19 protein-coding genes are annotated in these 23,306 nt (G+C 72.0%); 8 read left to right on the top strand and 11 right to left on the bottom strand.

What is annotated here, in order from left to right:
• Positions 1–280: 280 nt before the first annotated feature.
• From AC3EO4_RS49345 to AC3EO4_RS49315, 7 genes are all read right to left on the bottom strand, one after another.
• Positions 281–2,938, bottom strand: coding sequence for a PEP/pyruvate-binding domain-containing protein (locus tag AC3EO4_RS49345; RefSeq protein WP_431902976.1), 2,658 nt, complete (start codon positions 2,936–2,938; stop codon positions 281–283).
• Positions 2,939–3,877: 939 nt separating this feature from the next.
• Positions 3,878–4,768, bottom strand: coding sequence for an alkaline phosphatase family protein (locus AC3EO4_RS49340; RefSeq protein WP_379573974.1), 891 nt, complete (start codon positions 4,766–4,768; stop codon positions 3,878–3,880).
• Positions 4,765–5,553, bottom strand: coding sequence for a sugar phosphate isomerase/epimerase family protein (locus AC3EO4_RS49335; RefSeq protein ID WP_379573973.1), 789 nt, complete (start codon positions 5,551–5,553; stop codon positions 4,765–4,767). The genes AC3EO4_RS49340 and AC3EO4_RS49335 overlap by 4 nt, the downstream gene beginning before the upstream one ends.
• Entirely contained in the window at positions 5,550–6,542 is a 993-nt protein-coding gene (locus tag AC3EO4_RS49330; protein ID WP_431902973.1) for a LacI family DNA-binding transcriptional regulator, read from the bottom strand. Before AC3EO4_RS49330 ends, AC3EO4_RS49335 begins: the two co-directional genes overlap by 4 nt.
• Before the next feature lie 116 nt (positions 6,543–6,658).
• Positions 6,659–7,594, bottom strand: a complete 936-nt coding sequence (locus tag AC3EO4_RS49325) for a hypothetical protein (protein ID WP_431902971.1) — start codon at positions 7,592–7,594, stop codon at positions 6,659–6,661.
• A 72-nt stretch (positions 7,595–7,666) separates the two neighbouring features.
• Positions 7,667–9,052, bottom strand: a complete 1,386-nt coding sequence (locus AC3EO4_RS49320; RefSeq protein WP_379573969.1) for an FAD-dependent monooxygenase — start codon at positions 9,050–9,052, stop codon at positions 7,667–7,669.
• A gap of 57 nt (positions 9,053–9,109) precedes the next feature.
• Positions 9,110–10,495, bottom strand: coding sequence for an MFS transporter (locus AC3EO4_RS49315; protein ID WP_379573968.1), 1,386 nt, complete (start codon positions 10,493–10,495; stop codon positions 9,110–9,112).
• A gap of 95 nt (positions 10,496–10,590) precedes the next feature.
• On the opposite strand from AC3EO4_RS49315, the gene AC3EO4_RS49310 reads away from it, so the two are divergent.
• From AC3EO4_RS49310 to AC3EO4_RS49290, 5 genes are read left to right on the top strand one after another with little or no spacing between them, the layout of a single operon-like run.
• Positions 10,591–10,905, top strand: coding sequence for an ArsR/SmtB family transcription factor (locus AC3EO4_RS49310; protein ID WP_379573967.1), 315 nt, complete (start codon positions 10,591–10,593; stop codon positions 10,903–10,905).
• A 36-nt stretch (positions 10,906–10,941) separates the two neighbouring features.
• Complete coding sequence (locus AC3EO4_RS49305; protein ID WP_431902969.1) at positions 10,942–11,637, top strand: hypothetical protein; 696 nt, start codon at positions 10,942–10,944, stop codon at positions 11,635–11,637.
• 39 nt (positions 11,638–11,676) lie between these two features.
• Entirely contained in the window at positions 11,677–12,861 is a 1,185-nt protein-coding gene (locus tag AC3EO4_RS49300) for a thiolase family protein (protein ID WP_431902967.1), read from the top strand.
• Entirely contained in the window at positions 12,858–14,918 is a 2,061-nt protein-coding gene (locus AC3EO4_RS49295; RefSeq protein ID WP_431902965.1) for a 3-hydroxyacyl-CoA dehydrogenase NAD-binding domain-containing protein, read from the top strand. Before AC3EO4_RS49300 ends, AC3EO4_RS49295 begins: the two co-directional genes overlap by 4 nt.
• 56 nt (positions 14,919–14,974) lie before the next feature.
• Positions 14,975–15,349 (top strand): SSI family serine proteinase inhibitor, encoded by a 375-nt coding sequence (locus AC3EO4_RS49290; protein WP_431902963.1) that lies wholly within the window; start codon positions 14,975–14,977, stop codon positions 15,347–15,349.
• On the opposite strand, the gene AC3EO4_RS49285 is transcribed toward AC3EO4_RS49290, so the two are convergent.
• Both AC3EO4_RS49285 and AC3EO4_RS49280 read right to left on the bottom strand, forming a co-directional pair.
• Positions 15,339–15,980, bottom strand: coding sequence for a hypothetical protein (locus AC3EO4_RS49285; protein WP_431902961.1), 642 nt, complete (start codon positions 15,978–15,980; stop codon positions 15,339–15,341). The genes AC3EO4_RS49290 and AC3EO4_RS49285 overlap by 11 nt on opposite strands.
• Positions 15,981–16,048: 68 nt before the next feature.
• On the bottom strand, positions 16,049–17,530 hold the full coding sequence (locus AC3EO4_RS49280; protein ID WP_379573959.1) for an amino acid permease: 1,482 nt from the start codon (positions 17,528–17,530) through the stop codon (positions 16,049–16,051).
• A gap of 182 nt (positions 17,531–17,712) precedes the next feature.
• Between AC3EO4_RS49280 and AC3EO4_RS49275 the strand changes: the two genes are divergently transcribed.
• Positions 17,713–18,354, top strand: a complete 642-nt coding sequence (locus AC3EO4_RS49275; RefSeq protein WP_379573958.1) for a DedA family protein — start codon at positions 17,713–17,715, stop codon at positions 18,352–18,354.
• On the opposite strand, the gene dxs is transcribed toward AC3EO4_RS49275, so the two are convergent.
• The gene (dxs, locus tag AC3EO4_RS49270) at positions 18,296–20,185 is read right to left on the bottom strand and encodes a 1-deoxy-D-xylulose-5-phosphate synthase (RefSeq protein WP_431902958.1); all 1,890 of its coding nucleotides are present in this window, start codon (positions 20,183–20,185) and stop codon (positions 18,296–18,298) included. The genes AC3EO4_RS49275 and dxs overlap by 59 nt on opposite strands.
• Positions 20,186–20,338: 153 nt before the next feature.
• Between dxs and AC3EO4_RS49265 the strand changes: the two genes are divergently transcribed.
• Together AC3EO4_RS49265 and AC3EO4_RS49260 are read left to right on the top strand one after the other, a co-directional pair.
• On the top strand, positions 20,339–21,154 hold the full coding sequence (locus AC3EO4_RS49265) for a neutral zinc metallopeptidase (protein WP_379573955.1): 816 nt from the start codon (positions 20,339–20,341) through the stop codon (positions 21,152–21,154).
• 86 nt (positions 21,155–21,240) lie between these two features.
• Entirely contained in the window at positions 21,241–22,011 is a 771-nt protein-coding gene (locus AC3EO4_RS49260) for a neutral zinc metallopeptidase (RefSeq protein WP_431902956.1), read from the top strand.
• A 58-nt stretch (positions 22,012–22,069) separates the two neighbouring features.
• On the opposite strand, the gene AC3EO4_RS49255 is transcribed toward AC3EO4_RS49260, so the two are convergent.
• Positions 22,070–23,287: an ROK family transcriptional regulator gene (locus AC3EO4_RS49255; protein ID WP_379573953.1), complete on the bottom strand. Its 1,218-nt coding sequence runs from the start codon at positions 23,285–23,287 to the stop codon at positions 22,070–22,072.
• Positions 23,288–23,306 lie beyond the last annotated feature (19 nt).

The following is a 23,306-nucleotide window of genomic DNA, read 5'->3' as shown; positions in this document are numbered from 1 at the left end:
CGCCCCCGCCCAGGCCCCCACCTGCCCTCCCGGACCCCCACCTGCCCGTCCGGCCCCCGCGCAGGCGGCCGGGGCCTCACGCGTCCGCCCGCGGCCCCCGCACGGCGGCCGTCCCGCGCGCGCCTGCGGTCACCCGCGAGAAGCGCGCGGAGCGACGGGATGGGCGCGTGGGAACGGGATGGGCGCGTGGGAACGGGATGGGCGCGTGGGAACGGGATGGGCGCGTGGGTACGGATGGGCACGTTATAACGAACGGGGCGCGTGGGGCCGGGCGGGGAGGTCAGTCCGCGATCGAGATCACACCCGCCGAGCCGTCCACGGTGATCGTCTGCCCGGTGACGATCTGGTGGGTGGCGTCGGCCACGCCGACCACCGCGGGGATCCCGTACTCCCTGGCCACCACCGCGCCGTGCGACATCGAGCCGCCCATCTCCATCACCAGCCCGCCGGCCGTCAGGAACAGCGGCGTCCAGCCGGGGTCGGTGGAGGGCGCGACGAGGATCTCGCCAGGCTCCAGATGCGCGCCGACCGGGTCGAGCACGACCCTCGCGGGGCCGGTGACCGTGCCCGCCGAGGCCGGGGTGCCCGTCAGCGCGCCGTCCTCGGCCGCCTCCCTGACGGCCAGCGCCTCCGGCTCGGTGCCGTCGGACAGCAGCATCCTGGGCACGTGGCGGCGGCGCACCTCCTGCTCGTAGGACGCCCTGCGCCCGGCCACCAGCTCACCGAGGTGTCCGCCGCCCAGCGCCGCGCGCACCTCGCGGAAGTCGAGGAAGTAGACGTCGTCGGCCGTGTCGAGCACGCCCTTGGCCACCAGTTCCTCCCCCACGACGCGCATGCTGTGCCGTACCGCGGCCAGGACCTCGACCATGTAGTACTTCGGCAGCTCGCGCAGGCCCCCGAACAGCCTGGTCCTGCGCAGCCCGAACGCCGCCAGCCGCCCGCGCCACCTGCCCTTGGCCGCCGCCATGGACACGATCTGCCTGACCGCCAGCTCGGCCTCCTGGGCGCCCCTGGCGAACATCGCGTCGGGAGCGACGTCGTCGCCGTCCAGCCTGAGGTAGTTGGCCAGCACGCCGAGGATGTGCGCGGGCTCGTCCGACCAGCGCGGCATGCCGAGGTCGATCTCGGCGACGCCGCGATGGCCGTAACGGGCCAGGAAACGTTCGATCGCCCGCTGCGCCTTCAGCTCACCGCCGTTGTAGCGGACCGCCAGCTCGCCCACCGGCTGCGTCCTGAACGGCTCCGCGGCCTCGGGGTCGGCGCCGATGTCGGTGGCCAGCCGCCACAGCTCGATGTCCATCTCGGTCGTGGGGTTGTGCGGCAGGCTGCGCAGGACGGCCTGCAACTGGTCGCCCTTCGCGCCCGAGAGCCTGCCCGCCAGGCCGAAGCCCGCGTAGCCGACGAGCACCACCGGCATGATCGAGAAGATCATCGGGAACGTGCCGCGCAGGCAGCGCTCGGCGTGGTCGAGGCGCTGCTCGGCGGTCGCGTCGGGGGCGATGCGCAGCCTGGCCTCGAGCGTCTCGCCCAGCCGCCTGGTGTAGTCGAGCGCCGCCTGCGGCCTGGCCAGCGCGAGTGCCACCCGCTTGGGGGCGCCGACGCGTCCCGCGATCCGCATCGCCGTACGGATCAAGGGCCGCACGGAGGTGGTGGTGACCGACAGCCGAGGATCCTCGGCGACCTGCCGGAACACCACTCCCGCACGCGCCTCGCCGAACGCCAGCGCCCTGGGCAGGATCGCCCTTCCCGCCCTGCTGCGCACGGCGGCGGTGATGTCGAGGAACATCCGCTGTCCCCCCGCCGTCGCGATCGCGGCCCCGTCCTGCGGGTCGGCGGGCGGGTGGCCCGCCATCGTGGCCGCCCCTCCGCTGATCACCTTGAAGCCCGCCAGGCCCATCGGCGTGAACGGGCGCATCACGCCCTGCGCGACGTTGACGGAGAAGTAGACGCGCAGGCCGTCCCTGGTGGTCTCGGGGAGAGGGTAGAGCGTGGTGATGGGCCTGGCCTGGGTGAGCCAGAGCCCGCCGGCGGCGTCGATCGCCCACTCGGTGTCCTGGGGAGCGCCGTAGTGGTCCTCCACCTTCCGGCCGAGCTCAGACAGCTCGCGAACCTGCCTGTCGGTCAGGCACGCCTCCTGCGTGCCGTCCAGGTCGGCGCGCTCGGTGCCGCCACCCGGCAGGGAGCGGATCGACACGCGCTTGTCGCCGATCCTGCGCTCGGTGATCCGGCCGCTCGCCATGTCGACGACGAACCTGTCCGGGTTGACCGCGCCGGACACCACGGCCTCGCCCAGGCCGGGCGCCGCATCGATGACGGCCTCGTGGCGGCGGCCCGTCACGGGGTTCGCCGTGAACATCACCCCCGCCACCTCGGCGTCCACCATCCGCTGCAGGACCACCGCGAGCCTGACCGCCGCGTGGTCGATACCGTTGGAGGCGCGGTAGGCCACCGCCCTGTCGGTCCACAGCGAGGCCCAGCACCTGCGGACCGCCTCTCGCACCGCCTCGGGGCCCACGATGTTGAGGTAGGTGTCCTGCTGGCCCGCGAAGCTCGCGTACGGCAGGTCCTCGGCCGTCGCCGACGAGCGCACGGCCACAGGGACCCGGTCGCCCAAGCGCGCGTACGCGTCGTCGACGGCCTCGCCCACCTCGTCGGGGACGGGGGCCTCGAGCAGCAGCGCCCTGGCCCTGCCCGCCAGCTCGGCGAGCGTCGCGGTGTCGGCGGCCTCGGTCGTGGCGAGCTCGGCGATGACGTCCTTCAGGGCCGTGCCCTCGGCGACCCTGTGGTAGGCCTCGGTGGTCAGGCAGCATCCGGGGGGCACGGGAAGGCCTGCGGTGGTCAGTTCACCCAGATTGGCCGCCTTGCCACCGACTTCGGCGAGCATGCCCGCGTTGATCTCGGTGAACGGGAGTGCGAGCGGTTCGCGTGCGGTCGTCATCTGGCGTTCCCCTTGCCATCAGCTGTGCTTCTCATCCTGTTTGTCAGCAGTGTGCATCGCGGAGAGGGACGAGGGAATGCCTTTCCGTAAAAAAATTCATCAAGTGATGAACTTCTATCCCGCCGGAGCCCCTTGGAGGCCCGCCGGGACCCCAGCGGGACCCCGCCAGGACCTGCCGGAGACCATGCCGGAGGCCATGTCAGGGCAGACGGCGGGCCTGCCGGGTGGCGACGGGCGAGCACGGTCGACGGGGCCGGAGAGGCGAGCGGACCGGTCGCACGGCCGCGGCGATGCCAAGCCGCACGGCCGCGAACCGCACGATGCCGGGCCGTGGGATGCCGGGCCGTGGGTGGGATGCCTGGCCGTGGGGTACCGGGCCGCGGGATGCCGGGCCGCGCGGGGACGTTCGCCAGGCGGCGGTTCGGTGGAGGGAGCGAAACGCGCGGCTGCCGAGCGCTCGGACCGGGCCAGGGATCTCGGGTCGGGTGTCGGCAGGCCCGGCGAACAGTCGACGGAGGCGGCACCGGAGGCGAAAAGGAGACGGAGGCGGCGCCGGGGTTCCGGGTGCCGGGCCGGAAGCGGGTGAGGGCCCGACAGGCGAGGGGCCCGACAGGTAAGCGGTCCGACAGGTGAGGGCTGGATCAGGAACTGCGTGAAAGGCCAGGACGGGTCGGGCCCGGCCCAGGTCGACGGGGCAGCCCCGGCGGGCCCGGGTGAGAAGACCTGTCAGGGCGAGAAGGCGAGGCGAGGCGGGGAAGCGGGTGAGGCCGATGCGGGGTCAGGACAGCGGGTCGATGCGGGGTCAGGACAGCGGGTCGATGCGGGGTCAGGACAGCGGGTCGATGCGGGGTCAGGAGAGGGGGTCGATGCGGGGAGGGGGTCGATGCGGGGTCAGGAGAGGGGGTCGATGCGGGGTCAGGAGAGGGGGTCGATGCGGGGTCAGGAGAGGGGGTGGCCGTCGAGGTTCCAGGCGGGGTCGACGGGGACGCCGACGCGGGCCAGGACGGTCGGGGCGATGTCCACCAGGCGCGGGGAGAGCAGCGGCGCCGTCGGCCGGTCGAGTTCGGCGAGGATGACGAACGTGGTGCGTTCCTCGTCGGAGACGCCGCCGTGCCCGCCCTCGTCGACGTGCCCGTGGTCGGTGGTGACGATCACCGTCCAGCGTTCGCCGGCGTACGTCGCGCGACCCCTGACCGCGGCGAGCAACCGCCCGAGGAAGGCGTCCTGCAGCAGCAGCGCGGCGGTGTACTCCCGGCACAGCGGGCCGAGGTCATGGGCGACCTCGTCGGTGTCGCCGAAGTACACGAAGGCCAGGTCGGGATCCCGCTCGGCCAGGTGTCGCTCGGCCGCGTCGGCGATGCGGACGTCGCAGGCGGCGAAGGTGTCGGCGTAGCCGTCGAACACGATGCGCGTGCCGATGCCCTCGCCGAACGCGCCGTGCTCGGCGAGCGCGGCCCACGAGAAGATCGCGAAGGTGGACAGTTCGGGGCGCGCGGCCTTAGCCCGGGTGAGAAAGTCCGGAAATTTCGTGAAGTTGGCGGCGGCGAAGCTGTTGTCCACCACGCCATGCTTGTCGGGCCAGACACCGGTCGCGATCGACGACCAGCCGGGGCCCGAGTCGGTCCTGGCCAGGATGCCGCTCCGATCGGCCGGCACCACCTCGCCTGGCGACTCGGTGCGCGGCGCGGCCGCCTCGCCGTACGGCAGCAGGCTGGTGCCGTGGGCTCCCGCCGCCATCAGCCCGATCAGCACCGGCGGCTGCACCGCCATGACGCGGTCGAACCTGAGCCCGTCCATCCCGACGACCAGCACCTTGGGCACCGGCGTCATGAGGCGGCCCCGCCCGAGAAGCGGGCGACCCACGCGGAGGCGCCTGGCAGGATCTCCTCGACCGGGGCGACCTGCGGATACCAGGTGCGCTCCCACTCCAGCGAGACCCACCCGTCGTAGCCGTGCGCGCGCAGCAGCTCGCCCGCCGCGTCCAGCGGCACCGAACCCGACCACAGGGGGACGGGGGTGGTCTCGGTCGCGGACACCGCGTCCTTCACCTGGACGTAGGCCAGGTACGGCGTCAGGGCCGCCAGCGTCTCCTCGAGGGGTTCGCCGTTCCGCCAGGGGTGCAGCAGGTCCCACAGTGCGACCGCCGCGTCCGGCCTGCCGGTCCGCGCCAGCAGCTCGGCGAGGGCGGCTCCTGTGGGCATCTTGTCGTGGGTCTCCACGAACACCCGCACGCCGAGCGAGGCGGCGGTGTCGGCGACCGCCCGCAGCCTGCGCGCGCCCACCGCCGGATCGTCGCCCCGGGGGAAGACCCGCACGCCGGGGGCGCCCAGATCGGCGGCGAGCCCGAGGTCGGCCAGCAGGGCCGCCTCGACGGAGGAGTCGGACGGCTCCGGGTCGCAGATGCCGACATATCCCGCCAGGGCGGCGATGGCGAGCCCCGCGCCCGCGATCCGCTCGCGCACCGCGTCGCGCTCGGCGGGCGACAGCCCGGCGTGCACCCCCGTGTCGGGATGCAGCCGCAGTTCCAGACCCTCGCACCCGCCCTTCACCGCGATCTCGATCGCCGACTCCAGGCTCTCGCCCGGCATTCCCAGCGTGCTGACCGCCAGCCTCACCCGTGCCTCCTCACGCTCTCTCTGAGCACGACCTGTCCGACGACCCGCTCCACACACGTCTCGTCGTCGGCGCCCAGCGCCATCGTCAACGCCTTGGCCCCCATGTCGGCCAGCGGCAGCCGTACCGTCGTCAGGGCCGGGACGTGATCGCGCAGGGTCGCGATGTCGTCGAACCCGGCCACCGACACGTCGGCCGGAACCCCGATCCCGCGCTCGCGGTAGGAGGCCAGCGCGCCGACCGCCATCACGTCGTTGACCGCGAACACGCACGTCGCCTCGCCCGTCTCGCGCGCGGCCGCGTACCCGCCGTCGCGGTCGAAGGCCCCGTGGACGACCACCGGCTCGGGCAGCCCGAGGTCGGCGAGGGCGTCCACGAACCCCGCGCACCTGTCGGCGGCCGTCAGCAGCCCCGCGGGCCCGGCCAGGACGGCGAAGCGGGTGTGGCCGAGCCGCGCCAGCGCGCGGGCCAGGTCGGCCGCGCCCTCCCTGTTGGCGGGCGCGACGGTGTCGACGTCGAGCAGGTCCTGGCCGACGCAGGCGGCCCTGCCGCCGCTGGCGCGGTAGCGGGCCAGCTCCTCGCGCAGCCGCCTGGTGACGTGGGGATCGTCGACCCGCGAGCCCGCCAGCAGCACCGCCCGCACCCGCTGGGCGTTGAGCGAGGCGACGTAGGCGATCTCCTGCTCGGGGTCGCGGTGGGTGGCGCCGACCATGACCAGCAGCCCCTGCTCGTCGGCCACCCGCATGGCGCCGTCGGCGAGGGCGGCGAAGTAGGGGTCGGTGAGGTCGTGGACGACGATGCCGATGATGTTGCTGGCGCCGCGGGCGAGTGTCTGGGCCGCGAGGTTGGGGCGGTAGCCCAGCTCGGCGGCGGCCTGCTCGACCTTGGCCCGCAGGGAGGCGCCGACCTGGCGGGTGCTGCCGTTGAGCACGCGCGAGGCGGTGGCGAGGGAGACGCCCGCCTGCCTGGCGACGTCCTCGAGCGTGATCATGGCCCCTCCCGGAAAGCGATTTCCAGTCTGTCAGACCTTCGGCCTCCGCGCGATCGTACGGCAACGACGCGACAGCCGCCCTCCCCAGGGGAGAGCGGCTGCGGGCGAGCGGGGTCCTAGCCGAACAACCAGTCCAGGAGCCCTCCGGAGCGCCTGTCCTCGGTGGGCTGCTGGGGAGGCGGGGCCGGCTGCTCCGTGGCGGCGGGCGGCGCGTCGGTGCTGACGGCCGGCGGGGCCTGGGTGGTCGGCTCGGTGGCGGGCTCGTCCTTCGACGTCTGCTCCTTGGCGGTCTCGCCGCTGAGCGTGCGCACCGGCCTGGAGCTGGGCTTGGTGGTGGGCGTGCCGATGCGCGTGGTGGCCGTGGGCCGCGGCGTATCGGGCTGCTTGCTCTGCCGTACCCGGACGGGCGGCTCGGGCGTAGCGCTGACGGTCGCGGACGACTCGGGGGTCTGGGAGGGGTCCATGACCGGGTCCACGATGGGCTCGGTGTCCGATTCCGTCTCCTCGACGGGTGTCTCGGAGACGGCGGGCGCCACCGAGCGGCTGGAGGCGCAGGTCCCGCCCGCGCACGAGTCGCCGCCGGAACCGGTCAGCATCCACCCGCCGGCCGCGCCGACCACCACGATGGCCGCCGCGCCCGCCAGCAGGAGCCTGGTGCGCCTGCGCACCTCCCGCTCGGGCGCGGCGCTGTCCTCGGTCCAGCCGGAGCCGAGGAAACCGCGCGGGGACGACTCGCTCGGCGGGTCGAAGCCCTCGTCGCCCGGGGCGTCGTAGCCCTCGTCGGCCGAAGCGTCGTAGCCCCGGTCGAGGGGAAGGTACTGCGCCTCGGTCTCGGGCACCTCGAGAGCGACCACGGGTGGCGCGTCCATGACCGTCACCAGGGGGATGTCCTCCGCCTCCACGACGAGCGGGGCAGGCGCGGAGACAGGGGCGAGGAGCTCCTCCTCCGCGACGACGGCGGGCTGTTCGTCGGTTACGTCCGACTCGGGGGTCCAGCGGTCCGACAGCACGTCACCTGTCAGATCGGGGCTGTCGTTCTCGTCGCGCGCCACGGTGGAACCTCTCTAGTGCTTACGTGATCGCGCACCTTCCTAACAGACTCCCCCACACTTTGTCCGGATATTTCACAAGAACCAGCGATCAAGTGCTCCAGGCAGGGTCTCCTCCCCCGCCTCCGAGGTCCACGCCACGTACCCGTCCGGCCTGATCAGCAGGGCTTCGAGGGGGCTTTCGGCCTTCCCCGCGACCACCTCCGCGCGGCCCCCGACGAGCGTCGCCAGGTCGTCCCTGCCGTTCAGATCGAGGAAGAGCGGCCGCGCCTTCCGCAGCAGCTCGACAAGCGTGACCGCGCCCCTGTCAGTGGTGATGGTCAGGTCGGGGGCCATCCATCCTGCGCCCGGCACCCCGACGTCGTAGACGGTGTCGACGCCGCTGATCATGCCGCTGAGGTAGGTGTTGACCTCGTCGAAGCGCATCAGCTCGGCGAACAGTTCCCTCAGCGGGTCCATGCGCGGGTCGGGGTCGGCCAGCGCGTTCTGCGCCCTGACGTTCCACAGCACCCTGGCGGCCACGGGGTGCCGCTCCGCGTGATAGGTGTCGAGCAGGCCGTCCGGCGCTCTGCCCCGCACCTGCGCGGCCAGCTTCCAGCCCAGGTTGAAGGCGTCCTCCATCCCGGTGTTGAGCCCCTGGCCGCCCCAGGGGAAGTGCACGTGGGCGGCATCGCCCGCCAGCAGCACCCTGCCGCTGCGGTAGGTCCGCGCCTGCAGTGACGCGTCGCCGTACCTGGTGAGGCTGCGCGGCTCGGCCATCGGGATCGGGAAGCCCGCGATGTACTCGGCCGCCTCCTGCAGTTCCTCGAGGGTGACCGGCGCGTCCCTGTCGGCGTGCGGCCCCCGGTAGTCGTAGGTGGTGATCCGGCCGCCGGGCCAGACGATGAGCCAGCCGCGAGGAGTCCTGTGGTATCCGCCGGGCAGGCCGGGCGGGAGCCGTACCTCTCCCATGAGCGCGGCCACCCTGGCGCCCATTCCCGTGAACGGGATGCCCGCGGCCTTGCGGACGGCGCTGCGGGCGCCGTCGGCCCCGACCACGTAGCGGGCCTCGATCCCGTTGGACAGCCGGACGTGATCGTCGTGCTGGACCAGACCGGTGACCTCCTGCCCGCGCAGGATCGTCGCGCCGAGCGCCGTCGCCCGCTCGGCGTAGACGTGCTCGGCCCACGCCGAAGGGCTGCCCACGATGGAGGGGCCGTCCTCGACGACCGCGCCCAGGTCGAGCCCGAACATCCCGGAGAAGTGGAATGCGACGCTCCCCCAGGTCGGGTGGCCGACCTCGGTCAGCAGCCCGCGCCGGTCGAGGCTCTGGGCGGTGCGGGCGTGCAGGGTGCCCGCCTTCGACTCGGTGAGCGGTACGGCGCGCCGCTCGACCACGACCACGTCGACCTGCTGGAGAGCGAGCTCGGCGGCGAGCAGCATGCCCACGGGCCCGCCTCCGACCACGGCGACATCGAACATGTGGAACTCCTCTGTAGGGACTGGGGCGTGAACACCGGCGAGGGTGCGGGCGTTGCGTCAGGCGAGCGTGGGCTGGAGTCCGGCGTCCCGCTGCTTCCTTGCGAAGGTGAGCGAGATGGCGGCGCCGAGGAGCATGCCGCCCGCCGCGACCATGACGGCGCTGCGCAGCCCTCCCGCGAGCGCCGCGCCCGTGGCCTCGCCCACGCCGCCGACCGCGACGAGCACGGCCAGGCCGATGGCCGAGCCGACCTGCAGCGCGGTGGAGGCCATGCCGGAGGCGACCCCCTGCCGGTGGGGGGCCACGCCGGTGGCGGCGGCGATCCACATGCCGGTCCAGGTGAGGCCCTGGCTCACGCCGAGGACCACGATGCCGGGCAGCAGGGCCCAGTAGCCGCCGGAGCCGAGGCCGAGGGCGAGCGCCGCGGTGCCCGCCGCGCCGCCGAGGGTGCCGGTGAGCAGGGTGGCGCGCATCCCCGCGCGGCCTGCCAGCCGTCCGCCGAGCTGCGTGCCCAGGGCGATCAGCAGCGCCGGCACCAGGAACGCCAGCCCCGTGGTCACGACGCCGTGGCCGAGCACCGTCTGGAAGTAGACGGTCAGGAAGTACGGCAGTGAGTTGAACGTGCCGCCGAAGACGAGGATGATCACGATGGCCGAGGTCAGGCTGCGGTTGCCGAACAGCCGCAGCGGCATGAGCGGGTCGCCGCTGCCCCGCTCGACGGCGACGAAGGCGGCCAGCAGCACGACGGCGAGCCCGAAGCCGACCAGGACGGGCGTGGAGGCCCATCCGCTCTCCGGGCCCTGGATGAGGGCGAAGGCCAGCAGGCTCACGCCCGCGGTGGCCAGGACGGCGCCCGGCAGGTCCAGGCGGCGGCCGCGCTCCATCGGCCCGTCTGCGGGGATCAGCGCGTAGGCGGCGGCGATGGCGGCGCCGGCCAGCGGGACGTTCACGTAGAAGACCGCCTCCCAGCCGAACGCGCCGGTCAGCAGGCCGCCGAGCAGCGAACCGAGCGCCAGGCCGCCGGCTCCGGCTCCGCTCCATACCGCCAGCGCCGAGTTGCGCGCCCTGCCCTCCTCGAACAGGGTGTTGACCAGGGCGAGGGTCGCAGGGAAGAGCAGCGCGCCGCCCAGCCCCTGGATCGCCCTGACCGCGACGAGCACGCCGGGGCCCGTGGCGAGGCCCGCCGCCAGGGAGGACAGCGCGAACAGCGCCAGCGCGGCGACGAACAGCCTGCGGCGGCCCGCCAGGTCGGCCAGCCGCCCGCCGAGCAGCAGGAAACCGCCGTAGGCGACGGCGTAGGCACTGGAGACCCATTGCAGACTCTGGGCGGAGAAGCCGAGGTCGGCGCCGATGTCCGGCAGCGCCACGACCACGATGAAGAAGTCGAGAGAGGTGATGAGCTGGGAGAGCGCAAGCAGGGCGAGCGTCCAGCGGGTGTGCGGCATGAGATCCTTCAACTGTTCGGAAACAACGAACAGTACGAGATACTCGTACAGTCGGACGATCGGCGTCAAGTTCGACAGTTCCGTACAATGGTCGAATGACGGCGCTTCACCCCACGAGGGAGCAGATCCAGCTCATCGAGGTCATGGCCGCGATCGGCCATCCGGTGCGGGCCCAGATCGTCCGCACGCTCTGGGCGCAGGGCCCTGGCGAGGAGCTGTTCTGCGGCTCGGTCCTGCCCGACGTGCCCAAGTCCACCCTCACCAACCACTGGCGGGTGCTGCGGGAGGCGGGGGTGATCCGCCAGCGGCCCGAAGGCCGCAAGCTGTTCATCACGCTGCGCCGCGATGACCTGGACGCCCGCTTTCCCGGCCTTCTCGACCTGGTGGTCCAGGAATCCGCCGCGATGTGAACGAACCGGGAGCCGTCGCCGACGAAGATGGCCCGCATGGCCTCCACCACCCTTCCAGGCGCGGCCGCGCTCACCGGCCTGCGCGCCCGCGCCAGGTCGGCGCGCCGCTTCGCCCTGATCGCGCTCACCGTCGCGATCGCCGCGCTGGCCACCACGCAGGTACTCGCCGAACGAGCGCCGACCAGGGAGGGCACGCGACCGCTCGCCTGGCTGGCGCTGGCGCTGTTCGCCCTGGCCGTCCCCGCGCTGGCCGCGACCCAGGCGATCTGGGGAGCACGGGCGCGCCGCGTGCGCGAAGGCGAGCGCGCGCTCTACGGCCGCCCCTCCTCGGGCGCCCGCCGGCCGGCCGTCAGGCTGGGTGTGGCGGGCTGCTGGCTGGTCACGCTGCTGCTCGGCTTCACGGTGCCGCGGCTGTTCAGGGAGTCGGCGCTGTACGGCATCGCCGAGTCGCTGGCCGGCGCGATCGGGGTCCTGGCCCCGGCCTGCCTGGCCGCAGGGGTGTTGTTCGCCCTGTGGTGGACCCGCGAGACGTTCGCGGGCCGCACCCGGTCCCCGCACGACCCGTGGGACCCGGGACAGGAGGGGACGAGGCGCGTGGCCGCGTGGGCGGGCGCGGCGGTGACGACGGCGGCGCTGGTCGGAGCGCGCGCGCACCTGTGGGAGCCGGCCACCTGGTTGGTGTGCGCGCTGCTGGTGGCCACCCTCGTCTCAGTTGTAGTTACTCGCGAGTAGCATAGGGGCCGAATCAGTCCTGCAACGAGGAGCGAATCCGTGCCTTCCTCTCGTGACGTCGTTTTCGTCGACGGCGTGCGCACGCCGTTCGGCAAGTCGGGGCCGAAGGGCCTGTACGCGGAGACCAGAGCCGACGACCTGGTCGTCCGCGTCATCCGCGAGCTGATGAGGCGCAACCCTGAGCTGCCGCCCGAGCGGGTGGACGAGGTCGCGATCGCGGCCACCACCCAGATCGGCGACCAGGGCCTGACCATCGGGCGCTCGGCCGCGGTGCTGGCGGGGCTGCCCAAGAGCGTGCCCGGCTACGCCATCGACCGCATGTGCGCGGGTGCGATGACCGCGGTGACCACCGTCGCAGGCGGCATCGCCTTCGGCGCCTACGACGTGGCCATCGCCGGCGGCGTCGAGCACATGGGCCGCCACCCGATGGGCGAGGGCGTCGACCCCAACCCCAGGTTCCTGTCGGAGAAGCTGGTCGACGGCAGCGCGCTGGTCATGGGCATGACCGCGGAGAACCTGCACGACCGCTACCCCACCATCACCAAGCAGCGCGCCGACGCCTACGCCGCCCTCTCGCAGGAGAAGGTCGCCAAGGCCTACGCCGACGGCAAGATCCAGCCCGACCTGGTCCCCACGGCCGTCAGGACCGCCGAGAAGGGCTGGGGGCTGGCGGTGACCGACGAGGCACCGCGTCCCGGCACGACCGTCGAGGGCCTCGCGGGGCTCAAGACCCCCTTCCGCGCGCACGGCCGCGTCAGCGCCGGCAACTCCTCCGGCATCAACGACGGCGCGACAGGCTGCCTCGTGGCCGCCGCCGACGCGGCCGCCGAGCTCGGCCTCTCGCCGAAGATGCGCCTGGTCTCCTACGCCTTCGCCGGCGTCGATCCCGAGGTCATGGGCGTGGGCCCCATCCCGTCGACCGAGCGGGCGCTGCGCCTGGCCGGGCTGTCGATCGACGACATCGGCCTGTTCGAGATCAACGAGGCCTTCGCCGTCCAGGTGCTGGCCTTCCTCGAGCACTTCGGGATCGCCGACGACGACCCCAGGATCAACCCGTACGGCGGCGCGATCGCCTTCGGCCACCCGCTGGCCTCCTCGGGCGTGCGGCTGATGACGCAGCTGGCCCGCCAGTTCGGCGAGCGGCCCGACGTGCGGTACGGCATCACCACCATGTGCGTCGGCATGGGCATGGGCGGCACGGTCATTTGGGAGAACCTGGCATGAGCGACCTGTTCAACGATGAGGTAGTCACCAAGGCGCTGGTACGCGACGTCGAGCTGCCCCACGGCGCCGGCACGATGGCGCTGATCACCCTGGACAACGGGTTCGACCACACCAAGCCGAACACCTTCGGGCCTGGCGGGCTGACGCTGCTGAACGAGGCCCTCGACGCCGTCGCGGCCAGGACCGACCTGGCGGCCGTCGGCGTCACAGGCAAGCCGTTCATCTTCGCCGTCGGCGCCGACCTCAAGGGCGCGGCGCTGGTGCGCACCAGGGAGGAGGCGCTGGAGATCGGCAGGCTCGGACACGCCGTCTTCCGCCGCCTCGGCGAGCTCGACGTCCCGTCCTTCGCGTTCGTGAACGGCGCGGCCATGGGCGGGGGCCTGGAGATCGCGCTGCACTGCACCTACCGCACCATCTCCTCGGGCGTGCCGGCCGTGGCGCTGCCCGAGTGCTTCCTCGGGCTGGTGCCCGGGTGGGGCGGCACGCAGCTCCTGCCCCGCCTGATCGGCCCGGCCAAGGCGATCAAGCTGATCATCGAGAACCCGCTGTCGCAGAACCGCATGATCAAGGGCGGGGACGCGTTCGCGCTCGGCGTCGCCGACGCGATGTTCGAGCCGGCCGACTTCCTGGAGGAGTCGCTGCGCTGGGCCGCCCAGGTGCTCAACGGCACGGTCGCGGTCGAGCGGCCCGCGATCGAGGAGGACTGGGACAAGGCCGTCGCCGACGCCCGCTTCCTGGTCGACATGAAGCTGCGCGGCGCGGCCCCCGCCCCCTACCGGGCGCTCGACCTCATCGCCGCCGCCAAGGACGCCACCCGCGACGCCGGCTTCGCCGCCGAGGACGAGGCGCTGGCCGACCTGCTCATGGGCGACGAGCTGCGCGCCGGGCTCTACTCCTTCGACCTGGTGCAGCGCCGCGCCAAGCGGCCCGCGGGCGCCCCCGACAAGGCGCTGGCCCGCAAGGTCACCAAGGTCGGCGTGGTCGGCGCGGGCCTGATGGCCTCGCAGATGGCGCTGCTGTTCGCTCGCCGGCTCGAGGTGCCCGTCGTGCTGACCGACCTCGACCAGGCGCGCCTGGACAAGGGCGTCGGTTACGTGCACGCCGAGGTCGACAAGCTCCTGTCCAAGGGCCGGGTGAGCCAGGACCAGGCCAACAGGCTCAAGGCGCTGGTGACGGGGTCGCTGACCAAGGACGCCTTCGCCGACGCCGACTTCGTCATCGAGGCCGTCTTCGAGGACATGGGCGTCAAGAAGAAGGTCTTCGCCGAGGTCGAGGAGCACGTCTCGGCCGAGTGCGTGCTGGCCACCAACACCTCCTCGCTCTCGCTCGGCGAGATGGGCGCCGAGCTGAGGCACCCCGAACGGCTGGTCGGCTTCCACTTCTTCAACCCGGTCGCCGTCATGCCGCTGCTGGAGATCATCAAGGGCTCCGCGACCGACGACGCGACGCTCGCGACGGCGTTCTCGGTGGGCAGGTCTCTGAAGAAGTCGGCGGTCCTGGTCAAGGACGCTCCCGCGTTCGTGGTCAACAGGCTGCTGACCCGGTTCATGGGCGAGGTCATCGCGGCCGTCGACGAGGGCACGCCGCTCGAGGTCGCCGAGCACTCGCTCGACGACCTGGGCCTGCCGATGACGCCGTTCGCGCTGCTGCAGCTCGTCGGCCCGGCCGTCGGCCACCACGTCTCGGAGACCCTGCACGCGGCCTTCCCGTCGCGGTTCGGCGTGTCGGAGAACATGGCCAAGCTGGTCGCCTCCGGCAAGCCCGGCGTCTACGCTCCCGACTTCTCCCTCGACGCCGAGGCCGTGGCGCTGTTCGCCGGCGGCGGCGCGCCCTCGACGGCCGAGCAGGTCAGGGAGCGGGTGCTGAAGGCGCTGGCCGAGGAGATCCGCCTCATGCTGGACGAGGGCGTGGTCGCCGCCGCGCAGGACATCGACCTGTGCATGATCCTCGGCGCGGGCTGGCCCTTCCACCTCGGCGGCATCACGCCGTACCTGGACAGAGCGGGCTTCGCCGCTCCGCGCTTCCTCGAGCCGGGAGTGGCCTCGGTCCCCGCCTGACATCCGATCGGTCCTCCTCCCTTCGCCCCACGCCGCGACCCCGTAGCGTGGGGCGAATGAGATCGATCACGACACTGGCCCTCGCGGGGGCGATCGTGCTGGCCGCCGCCTCCCCCGCGCTGGCCGGCCACCGGCCGCTGGCCTCGCTGAAGGTGAGCGTCACCGTGGCGGGCGCGACGAAGTCCGCCGGCCTGCTGTGCGACCGCGACGGTGGCGACCACCCGTCGCCCAGGACGGCCTGTCGCCTGCTGCGCGCGGTGAAGGGCGATCCGGCCAGGCTCCGGGTGAAGGACCCGGTCTGCACCAGGGAGTACCGCCCGCACGTGGTGAGCGTCCGCGGCACCTGGCGCGGCAGGCCCGTGAGCTTCACCACGACCTTCGCCAACGCGTGCCTGATGAAGTCGGCGGGCGGAGCGGTCTTCACGCTCTGACGCGTCGCCTGGCCACGAGGAAGGTCAGGCCCGCCACCGCGGCCACCCCGAGCCCCAGCCAGTACGGCCAGACCTCACGGGCAGCGGGCGCGGGAGTGGGAGCCGCGACGGGCACGGAGGCAGCCGCCGCCGCGGGCTTGGCCGCGCCCTTCCTGGCGAAGCCGGGAGGGCGCACCTCTCCCCACGGATCCTTGCCGCCGTTCATGTCCAGATAGTTGGCGATCATGCCCTTGAGCTCGGGGTCGAGCGGCTTGACGGTCAGCGCGCCCGGCACCTTGAGCGTGCCGACGGGGAAGGGGGCGAACCAGCCCTGGATCGCCTCCACCCGCCAGTCGCCCGCGGGCAGCGCGATCGCGGCGGCGTAGTGCGCCTTCTCCTTCAGCGGGACGCCGGTGAACTCCAGACTCCTGGCGCCGCTGGTGAACTTCAGTCCCACCTCGCCGAGGCCGGGGCCCTCGTAGGGGTGGGTGCCGTGCTGCAGCATCCAGAAGCCGATGGTGTACGTGCCCCCTTGGGCGAACGTCGCCGGGACGGGGTCGAGGTAGGTGGCGGCCCAGCCGCCCGCCCGCGCCGGGGCCGCCACGGCCAGGGCGGGCAGGAGCAGGGCCAGAACGAGCACGATGCGTCTCATGCCCCGAATACACCGGCCGGCGGCTCCGGGTTCTCGCACCGTCGTCTGTGGTGGAGATCGTCCAGGTGCTACACGCTCGGCTGCTTCGGCGCGCTGCCGCGCCAGCCCCTGACCCTGCTGTGCCAGTAGCCGTAGCAGAAGTAGACCGCCACGCCGATGATCATCCAGAGGAAGAACCGCAGCCACGTGATCACCGGCAGGTTCATCATCAGGTAGAGGCAGGCCAGCACCGACAGGATCGGCAGCACCGGCACCAAGGGCGTGCGGAAGGCGCGGTGCAGCTCGGGGTGGGTCTTGCGCAGGATGACCACACCGGCCGACACCACGACGAAGGCGAACAGCGTGCCGATGTTGACCAGCTCGGCCAGTTCGCTCAGCGAGACGACCCCCGACAGCAGCATGGTGACGAGACCGACGACCACCGTGATGCGCGCGGGGGTGCCGTACTTCGGGTGGACCTTCGACAGGACGCGCGGCAGCAGGCCGTCGCGGCACATGGCGAACAGCACCCTGGTCTGGCCCAGCATGAGGATCATCACCACGGTGGTGAGGCCCGCGATGGCGCCGATGCTGATCAGGCTGGCGATCCACGGCTGGCCGACCGCGCGGAAGGCGTCCGCGAGCGGAGCGTCCTCGCTGAGCTGTTTGTACGGCTGCATGCCGACCACCACGAGCGAGACGGCGACGTAGAGGAAGGTGCAGATGGCCAGCGAGCCGATGATGCCGCGCGGCAGGTCACGTTGTGGGTTGATCGTCTCCTCGGCCGCGGTGGCCACGATGTCGAAGCCGATGAACGCGAAGAACACGATCGCGGCGGCGGAGAAGATGCCGAGCACGCCGTAGGCGACGGGAGTGATCCCGAACAGCGCCTGGATCAACGGCGCGTCGAGCCCCTGGACGGCGGCGGTGGGCTCAGGCGACGGGATGAACGGGGTGTAGTGAGTGGGGTTGATGAAGAACAGGCCGGCGATGATGACCAAGATGATCACTGCCACCTTGATGACCACGATCGTCAGGTTCACCCGCGAGGAGAGCTTGATGCCCAGTGTCAGCACCACGGTCAGGATCGCGACGATCGCCATCGCCGGATAGTTGACCTCGACGCCGAGCACCTCGAACTTGGGGAGATTCACTCCGATCGTGTTCAGCAGCGAGTTGAAGTAGCCCGACCAGCCGACCGCGACCACCGCCCCGGCCAGCGCCATCTCCAGCATCAGGTCCCAGCCGATGATCCAGGCGGGGAACTCGCCCAGGGTGGCGAAGGCGAAGGTGTAGGCCGAGCCGGCCACCGGGATCGTCGAGGCGAACTCGGCGTAGCACAGCGCGGCCAGGCCGCACACGATGCCCGCGATGATGAACGACAGAGCAACGGCGGGACCCGCCGTGTCCCTCGCCACGCGGCCGGTCAGGACGAAGATGCCGGTGCCGACGATCACACCGATGCCGAAGACGGTCAGGTCGACGGCGGACAGGCGGCGTTTGAGCTGGTGCTCCGGTTCCTCGGTGTCTCTGATCGACTGTTCGACAGTCTTGGTTCTGAAGATCTCCACGCTGTGATCCTGCCCACACGAGCAGTGACCATGCGGAGGCGTGCGGCCTGCGCGACGGGCACGCGGTTGCGCGCTACCGGCCTGAGAGGCGGCTGGGGTCCTCCTTGTGGCCGGGAGATCTCCGGGTCGCTCCGGGGTTCGGCCCTGATGGGCCGAGACGCCCGCGCCTGCAGGCTGGGGGCATGTTCGGGGACCTGCTCGACGCCCTGGCCGCCCAGGACCTGCTCCTGGTGTGGCCCCTCATGCTGACCTTCCTCACCTTGGACGCCTCCGCCGGCATCGGCCTGATCGTGCCGGGCGACGCGCTGCTGATCGTCGCGGGCACGACCGCCGGCACGCCGTCGGAGGCCGTCGCGCTCGTCGCCGCGGGCGTTCTGGCCTGCGTGGCGGGCGCCTCCGGCGGACACTGGCTGGGCAGGACGTTCGGGTCCCGCCTGCGCCACGGCAGGCTGGGCCGCAGGGTGGGCGAGGAGCGCTGGCAGCGCGCCGAGGAGCTGTTCGAGCGCAGCGGCTGGGCGCTGGCCCTGGCCTACTACCTGCCCGTGGTGCACGCGCTCACCCCGGCGGTGGCCGGGGCGCTCGGCATGCCGTACAGGCGGTTCATGCCGTGGGCGCTCGTCGGCGGCACCGCGTGGGTGAGCACCTACGTGACGATCGGCGCGCTCGCGGGCGGAGTCGTCCGCGAGCACGCCGAGCTGCTGCTGCCGGTGGCGGCCGTGGCGGCGCTCGTCATCGTGACGGTCTCCGCCGCGGTCCGCCGGATGGTCACTGCTGGGCGGGCTGGTTCTCCAGAGCCGCGCTCCGCCGCGCGGCCGCCTCGGTGACCTCGCGGGCCAGGTCCTGCCCGGTGAGACCCGCGTAGCCGAGGATCTTCGGCCGCTTGGCGTGGTCGAGGAAGCGCTGCGGGATACCGAACGTGCGCACGGGCACGTCGACGTCGTTGTCGCGCAGCAGGCGGGCGACCGCGTCGCCGACGCCGCCGACCCTGCCGTTGTCCTCGACGACGGCCACGAGCTTGTGGGCGGAGGCGGCCGGAACGAGCGCTTCGTCGAGCGGCTTGACCCAGCGCGGGTCGACGACGGTGGCGGAGATGCCCTGCGCGTCGAGCAGGACGGCGGCCTCCAGCGCGACGTGCGCCATGGGACCGACGGCGACGAGGAGCACGTCGGGCTCGCCCGCGCGCAGCACGTCCATCTGGCCGAGCCTGCCGGTCGCCTCGATCGTCTCGGCCACCGGCCCCTTGGGGAAGCGCAGCACGGTCGGCGCGTCGTCGACGGCGACGGCCTCGCGCAGCAGCTCGGTCAGCCGCTCGCCGTCGCGCGGCACCGCGATCCGCAGCTCGGGGACGACCTGCAGGATCGACAGGTCCCACATGCCGTTGTGGCTGGCGCCGTCGTCGCCGGTGACGCCCGCCCTGTCCAGGACGACCGTGACGGGCAGTCTGTGCAGCGCCACGTCCATCAGCAGCTGGTCGAAGGCACGGTTGAGGAAGGTGGCGTAGACGGCGACGACGGGGTGGAGCCCGCCGAGCGCGAGGCCCGCGGCGCTGGTCAGCGCGTGCTGCTCGGCGATGCCGACGTCGTAGGTGCGGTCGGGGTAGGCGTCGGCGAAGGCGTTGAGCCCGGTCGGGTGGAGCATGGCGGCGGTGATCGCGACCAGGTCGTCGCGCTCCTTGCCGAGCGCGACGAGCTCCTCGCTGAACACGTTGGTCCAGATGCGGCCCTTGGGCTTCTCCACGCCGGTGTCCCTGTCGAAGGCTCCCGGGGAGTGGAACTGGTCCTCGTCGTGGTTCTCGGCGGGCGCGTAACCGCGGCCCTTCTGGGTGAGGACGTGGACGATGACGGGGCCGCCGAAGCCGCGCGCCTTGCGCAGCGCCTCCTCCACGGCCTGCTCGTCGTGCCCGTCGATGGGGCCGACGTACTTCATGCCGAGGTCCTCGAACATCACCTGCGGCGCCAGGACGTCCTTCAGGCCCTTCTTGATGCCGTGGAGGGCGTCGTAGACCACAGGAACGTTCCCGATCTTGTCCTTGACGAAGTCGAGCATGTCCTCGTAACGGCGGTCGACCCTCAGCTTGGCCAGGTGCGTGGCCAGGCCGCCGATGGTCGGCGAGTAGGAGCGCCCGTTGTCGTTGACCACGATGACGCACGGCAGGTCCTTGACCGCCGCGATGTTGTTGAGCGCCTCCCATGCCATGCCGCCGGTGAGGGCGCCGTCGCCGATGACCGCGACCGCGACCCGCTCGCGCTCGCCGCGCAGCTTGAACGCCTTGGCCAGGCCGTCGGCGTACGACAGCGCGGTCGAGGCGTGGGAGTTCTCCACGAAGTCGTGCGGGGACTCGGCCTGGCTCGGGTAGCCGGACAGGCCGCCTTCCTGCTTGAGCGCGCCGAAGCCGTCCGCGCGCCCGGTGAGCATCTTGTGCACGTAGGACTGGTGGCCGGTGTCCCAGATGATCGGGTCGCCCGGGGAGTCGAACACCCGGTGAAGCGCGATGGTCAGCTCGACGACGCCCAGGTTGGGCCCGAGATGTCCGCCGTTCCTCGCGCACGAGTCGACAAGAAGGTCGCGGACCTCCTGTGCGAGCAGTGGCAGGTCCTCCACTGCCAGCCGTTTGACGTCGTGCGGTCCCTTGATCGAGGCCAGCAGCCCGCTCACGGAATCATCCCCTCATCCACTCGTCAACGGATCGAGTCTAGTTCGTGGAGCAGAAGATGACTCCACGGAGTCAAATGCACCCTGATTTGTCCGATCTTGGCCTAGGGTTGACCCACTATGAACACTGTCCCCCTTAGGAAACTCTCGTCACTTGTGTCGGCCGGACTGGTTCTTGCCCTGATGGGTGTGGGTACGGCAGGCGTCGCCGAGGCGTCGACGACGACCGCCCAGGAGTCCACGGCGACCCAGGCCACCGCCCAGGCGGCGCCTCCGAGAGGGAAGGCCGCGGCCACGAGCAGCCCGCTGTACAAGACCGGGAGGCTCGCCGGCAACTGCCCCGTTGGAGACATCCAGCGCGGAAGCACGGCCGCCTACAAGCACTTCCTCCAGGCGTTCACCAACTGTCTCAACCGGTCGTGGGCCTCGGAGTTCAGGCAGGCGAAGATGCCGTTCTCCAAGCCCAGGCTGCGAATCATCACCACCAAGCGCAACACCGCCTGCGGCAGGTGGCTGACAGGCGCCTCCGGCGTCTACTGCTCCGCCGACAAGACCATGTACATGCTGATCACCAAGACGGAGCTGCGCAACCCGTCGCCGGTCGGCATCGGCCGCCTGATGGCCCATGAGTACGCCCACCACGTGCAGCAGGTCGCCGGCATCATGCCCTGGTACGCCCAGGCGAGCTGGCGCGCGAGCAAGTCGGCCAAGCTCGCCTACTCCCGCCGCCTCGAGCTGCAGGCCGAGTGCATGTCGGCCGTCTTCATGAAGTCGGTCAAGGACTCGCTGCCCGTCGACGAGGCCTACTACCAGCAGATCATCGACTGGTTCGGCGAGAAGGGCGCCTCCATCTGGCCGCAGAACGACCACGGCTCCAGCGCCAACCAGGCCCGCTGGATGCAGCGCGGCTGGAACTACGGGGCCCCCGCCGCGTGTAACACCTGGACCTCGCCCGCCAGGTACGTCTCCTAGTCCCTTGCCCGCTTCCTGACCTCTCCGCCCCTCAGAACGGCCGCGCCTTCCTGCGCGGCCGTTCTGTGGTCTAAAGTCCTGTGACTATGCGTTCCCCCTTATTCGCCGTACTTTCCGGCGCCCTCGCGAGCCTGCTGTTCGCCGGCACGGCCGCCGCCGGGACCTCCGGCTTCCCCCCGGTCCTGACCGACAACAAGGTCTACAAGACCGGGGCGATGGAGCTCAAGGAGTGCGAGGAGCAGCCGATCCAGCGCGACTCGCTGGACGGCGCCAAGGTCTACCTGGAGTTCGTGCTCGGCTGCCTGAACGAGTCGTGGAGCCGGCAGCTGGCCAAGGCGAAGATCCCCTTCGTCAAGCCGAAGTTCGCGGTCGTGAGCAAGCCGGGCCAGCCCGTGGGCAAGTGCGGCAAGTTCCCCGCGGGCGCGCAGGCGCTCTACTGCCCGCCCGAGCGGAAGATGACGGTCCTGCTCGACCCCTACATCCTGTCCGAGCCGACCGAGCTGTTCCTCATGGAGGTCGTGGCCCACGAGTACGGCCACCACATCCAGGAGCTGACCGGCGTGCTCAAGGTCGTCGACCGGGTCAAGGGCAAGAGCAAGAAGCGCATCTACGACGAGGCCCGCAGGATCGAGCTGCAGGCCGAGTGCCTGTCCGGCGCCTTCATCGGCAGTGTCTGGCACTCGCTGGGCAGGCGTGAGTTCGACTTCAAGTACATCCTGAAGGTCGCGCAGGCCGGGTTCGACGACGGCATCCACGGCAAGCCCGCCAACATCGCCTACTGGCTGAAGAAGGGCTTCGACGCCGAATCGCCGAACGCCTGCAACACCTTCAGCGCCCCCAAGGCCCGCGTCTCCTGATCCCTTCCCGATGTCCGCGATCGCTTCCGGTCGCGGACATCGGCATGGGAGGGGCCGGTCAGCCGCCGGCCCTGGCCAACGCCTCCAGCGGGTCGGCCAGCACGTGCGCGAACGCGAGCTCGGCCGCGCCGACCAGCGTGGCGTCGTCGGCCAGCGCCGAGGTCCGCAGCCGCAGCCTCTCCCTGTGGGCGGGCAGCGCGTCGACGGCGAGTCGGCTGCGCACCTGGGCGGCCGCGCCGAGGTAGATCTCACGCAGCATCCCCCCGAAGATCACCATCTCGGGGTTGAAGATGTTGACCAGGTTGGCCACGCCGAGGCCGAGCCAGTCGCCCACGCGGCTCAGCGCGTCCTGCGCGACGATGTCGCCCCTGTCGGCCGCGTCGACGACGGCTCTGACGGCGTCCCGGCCGAGCGGCCCCTCGGCCGGGCCGTCGGGGGCCCTGCCCGCCGCCTCGAGCAGCGCCCGCTCCCCCACCTCCGCCTCCAGGCAGCCGTGGGAGCCGCATCCGCACAGGCGCCCGCCAGGGTGGACCACCATGTGGCCGACCTCGCCGCCGAAGCCCTCGTGCCCGCCGAGCAGGTGCCCGCCCGCGATGACGCCGCCGCCCACGCCGACGTCGCCGTGCAGGTAGATGAGGTCCCGTACGGCCGCGCCCACGCCCCTGGTGTGCTCGGCCAGCGCGCCCAGATTGGCGTCGTTGCCGACGCTGACCGGCAGGCCAAGGGCCAGCTTCTTGCTCAGCGCCTCGCCGAACGGGACGTCCACCGCCAGCAGGTTGGGCCCGTACCTGACGACGCCGTCGCTCTTGCGCACCCCGCCGGCGACCGCGGCGGCCGCGCCGACGCAGACGGTGTCGGCGCGGGTCTTGCGGTGCATCTGCCTGGCGAAGCCCGCCAGCGCGCCCACGACCTCGTCCAGGTCGAAGGCGCCGCGCCGCCGTACGGCCTCGCGCCTGTCGAGGATCACCCCGCCGAGGCCGACGCGGGCGACGACCAGCCGGTCGGGGCCCAGGTCGAAGGCGAAGACGTAGACCCGCGACGACTCGGGCCGCACCACCAGGGACGGCCTGCCCGCGCGGCCCGTCTCGCGCGGCAGTTCCTCGCGCACCAGGCCCGCCGCGGTCAGGTCGGAGGTCAGCGCCATGATCGTGCTGCGGTTCAGGCCCATCCTCGAGGTCAGTTCGGCACGCGAGGTGGGCCCTCCGAGATGGACATGACGAAGCAGGGCGCCCAGGTTGTGGCGCCTGATCTCCTCCTGGGACGGGCCCGCTCGCATAGTCCGTAAATCCTTTGCA

It is taken from the genome of Nonomuraea sp. bgisy101 (assembly GCF_057708945.1).
The sequence above is the reverse complement of the archived record's forward strand: the minus strand, read 5'-3'. Positions and strand labels throughout refer to the sequence as shown.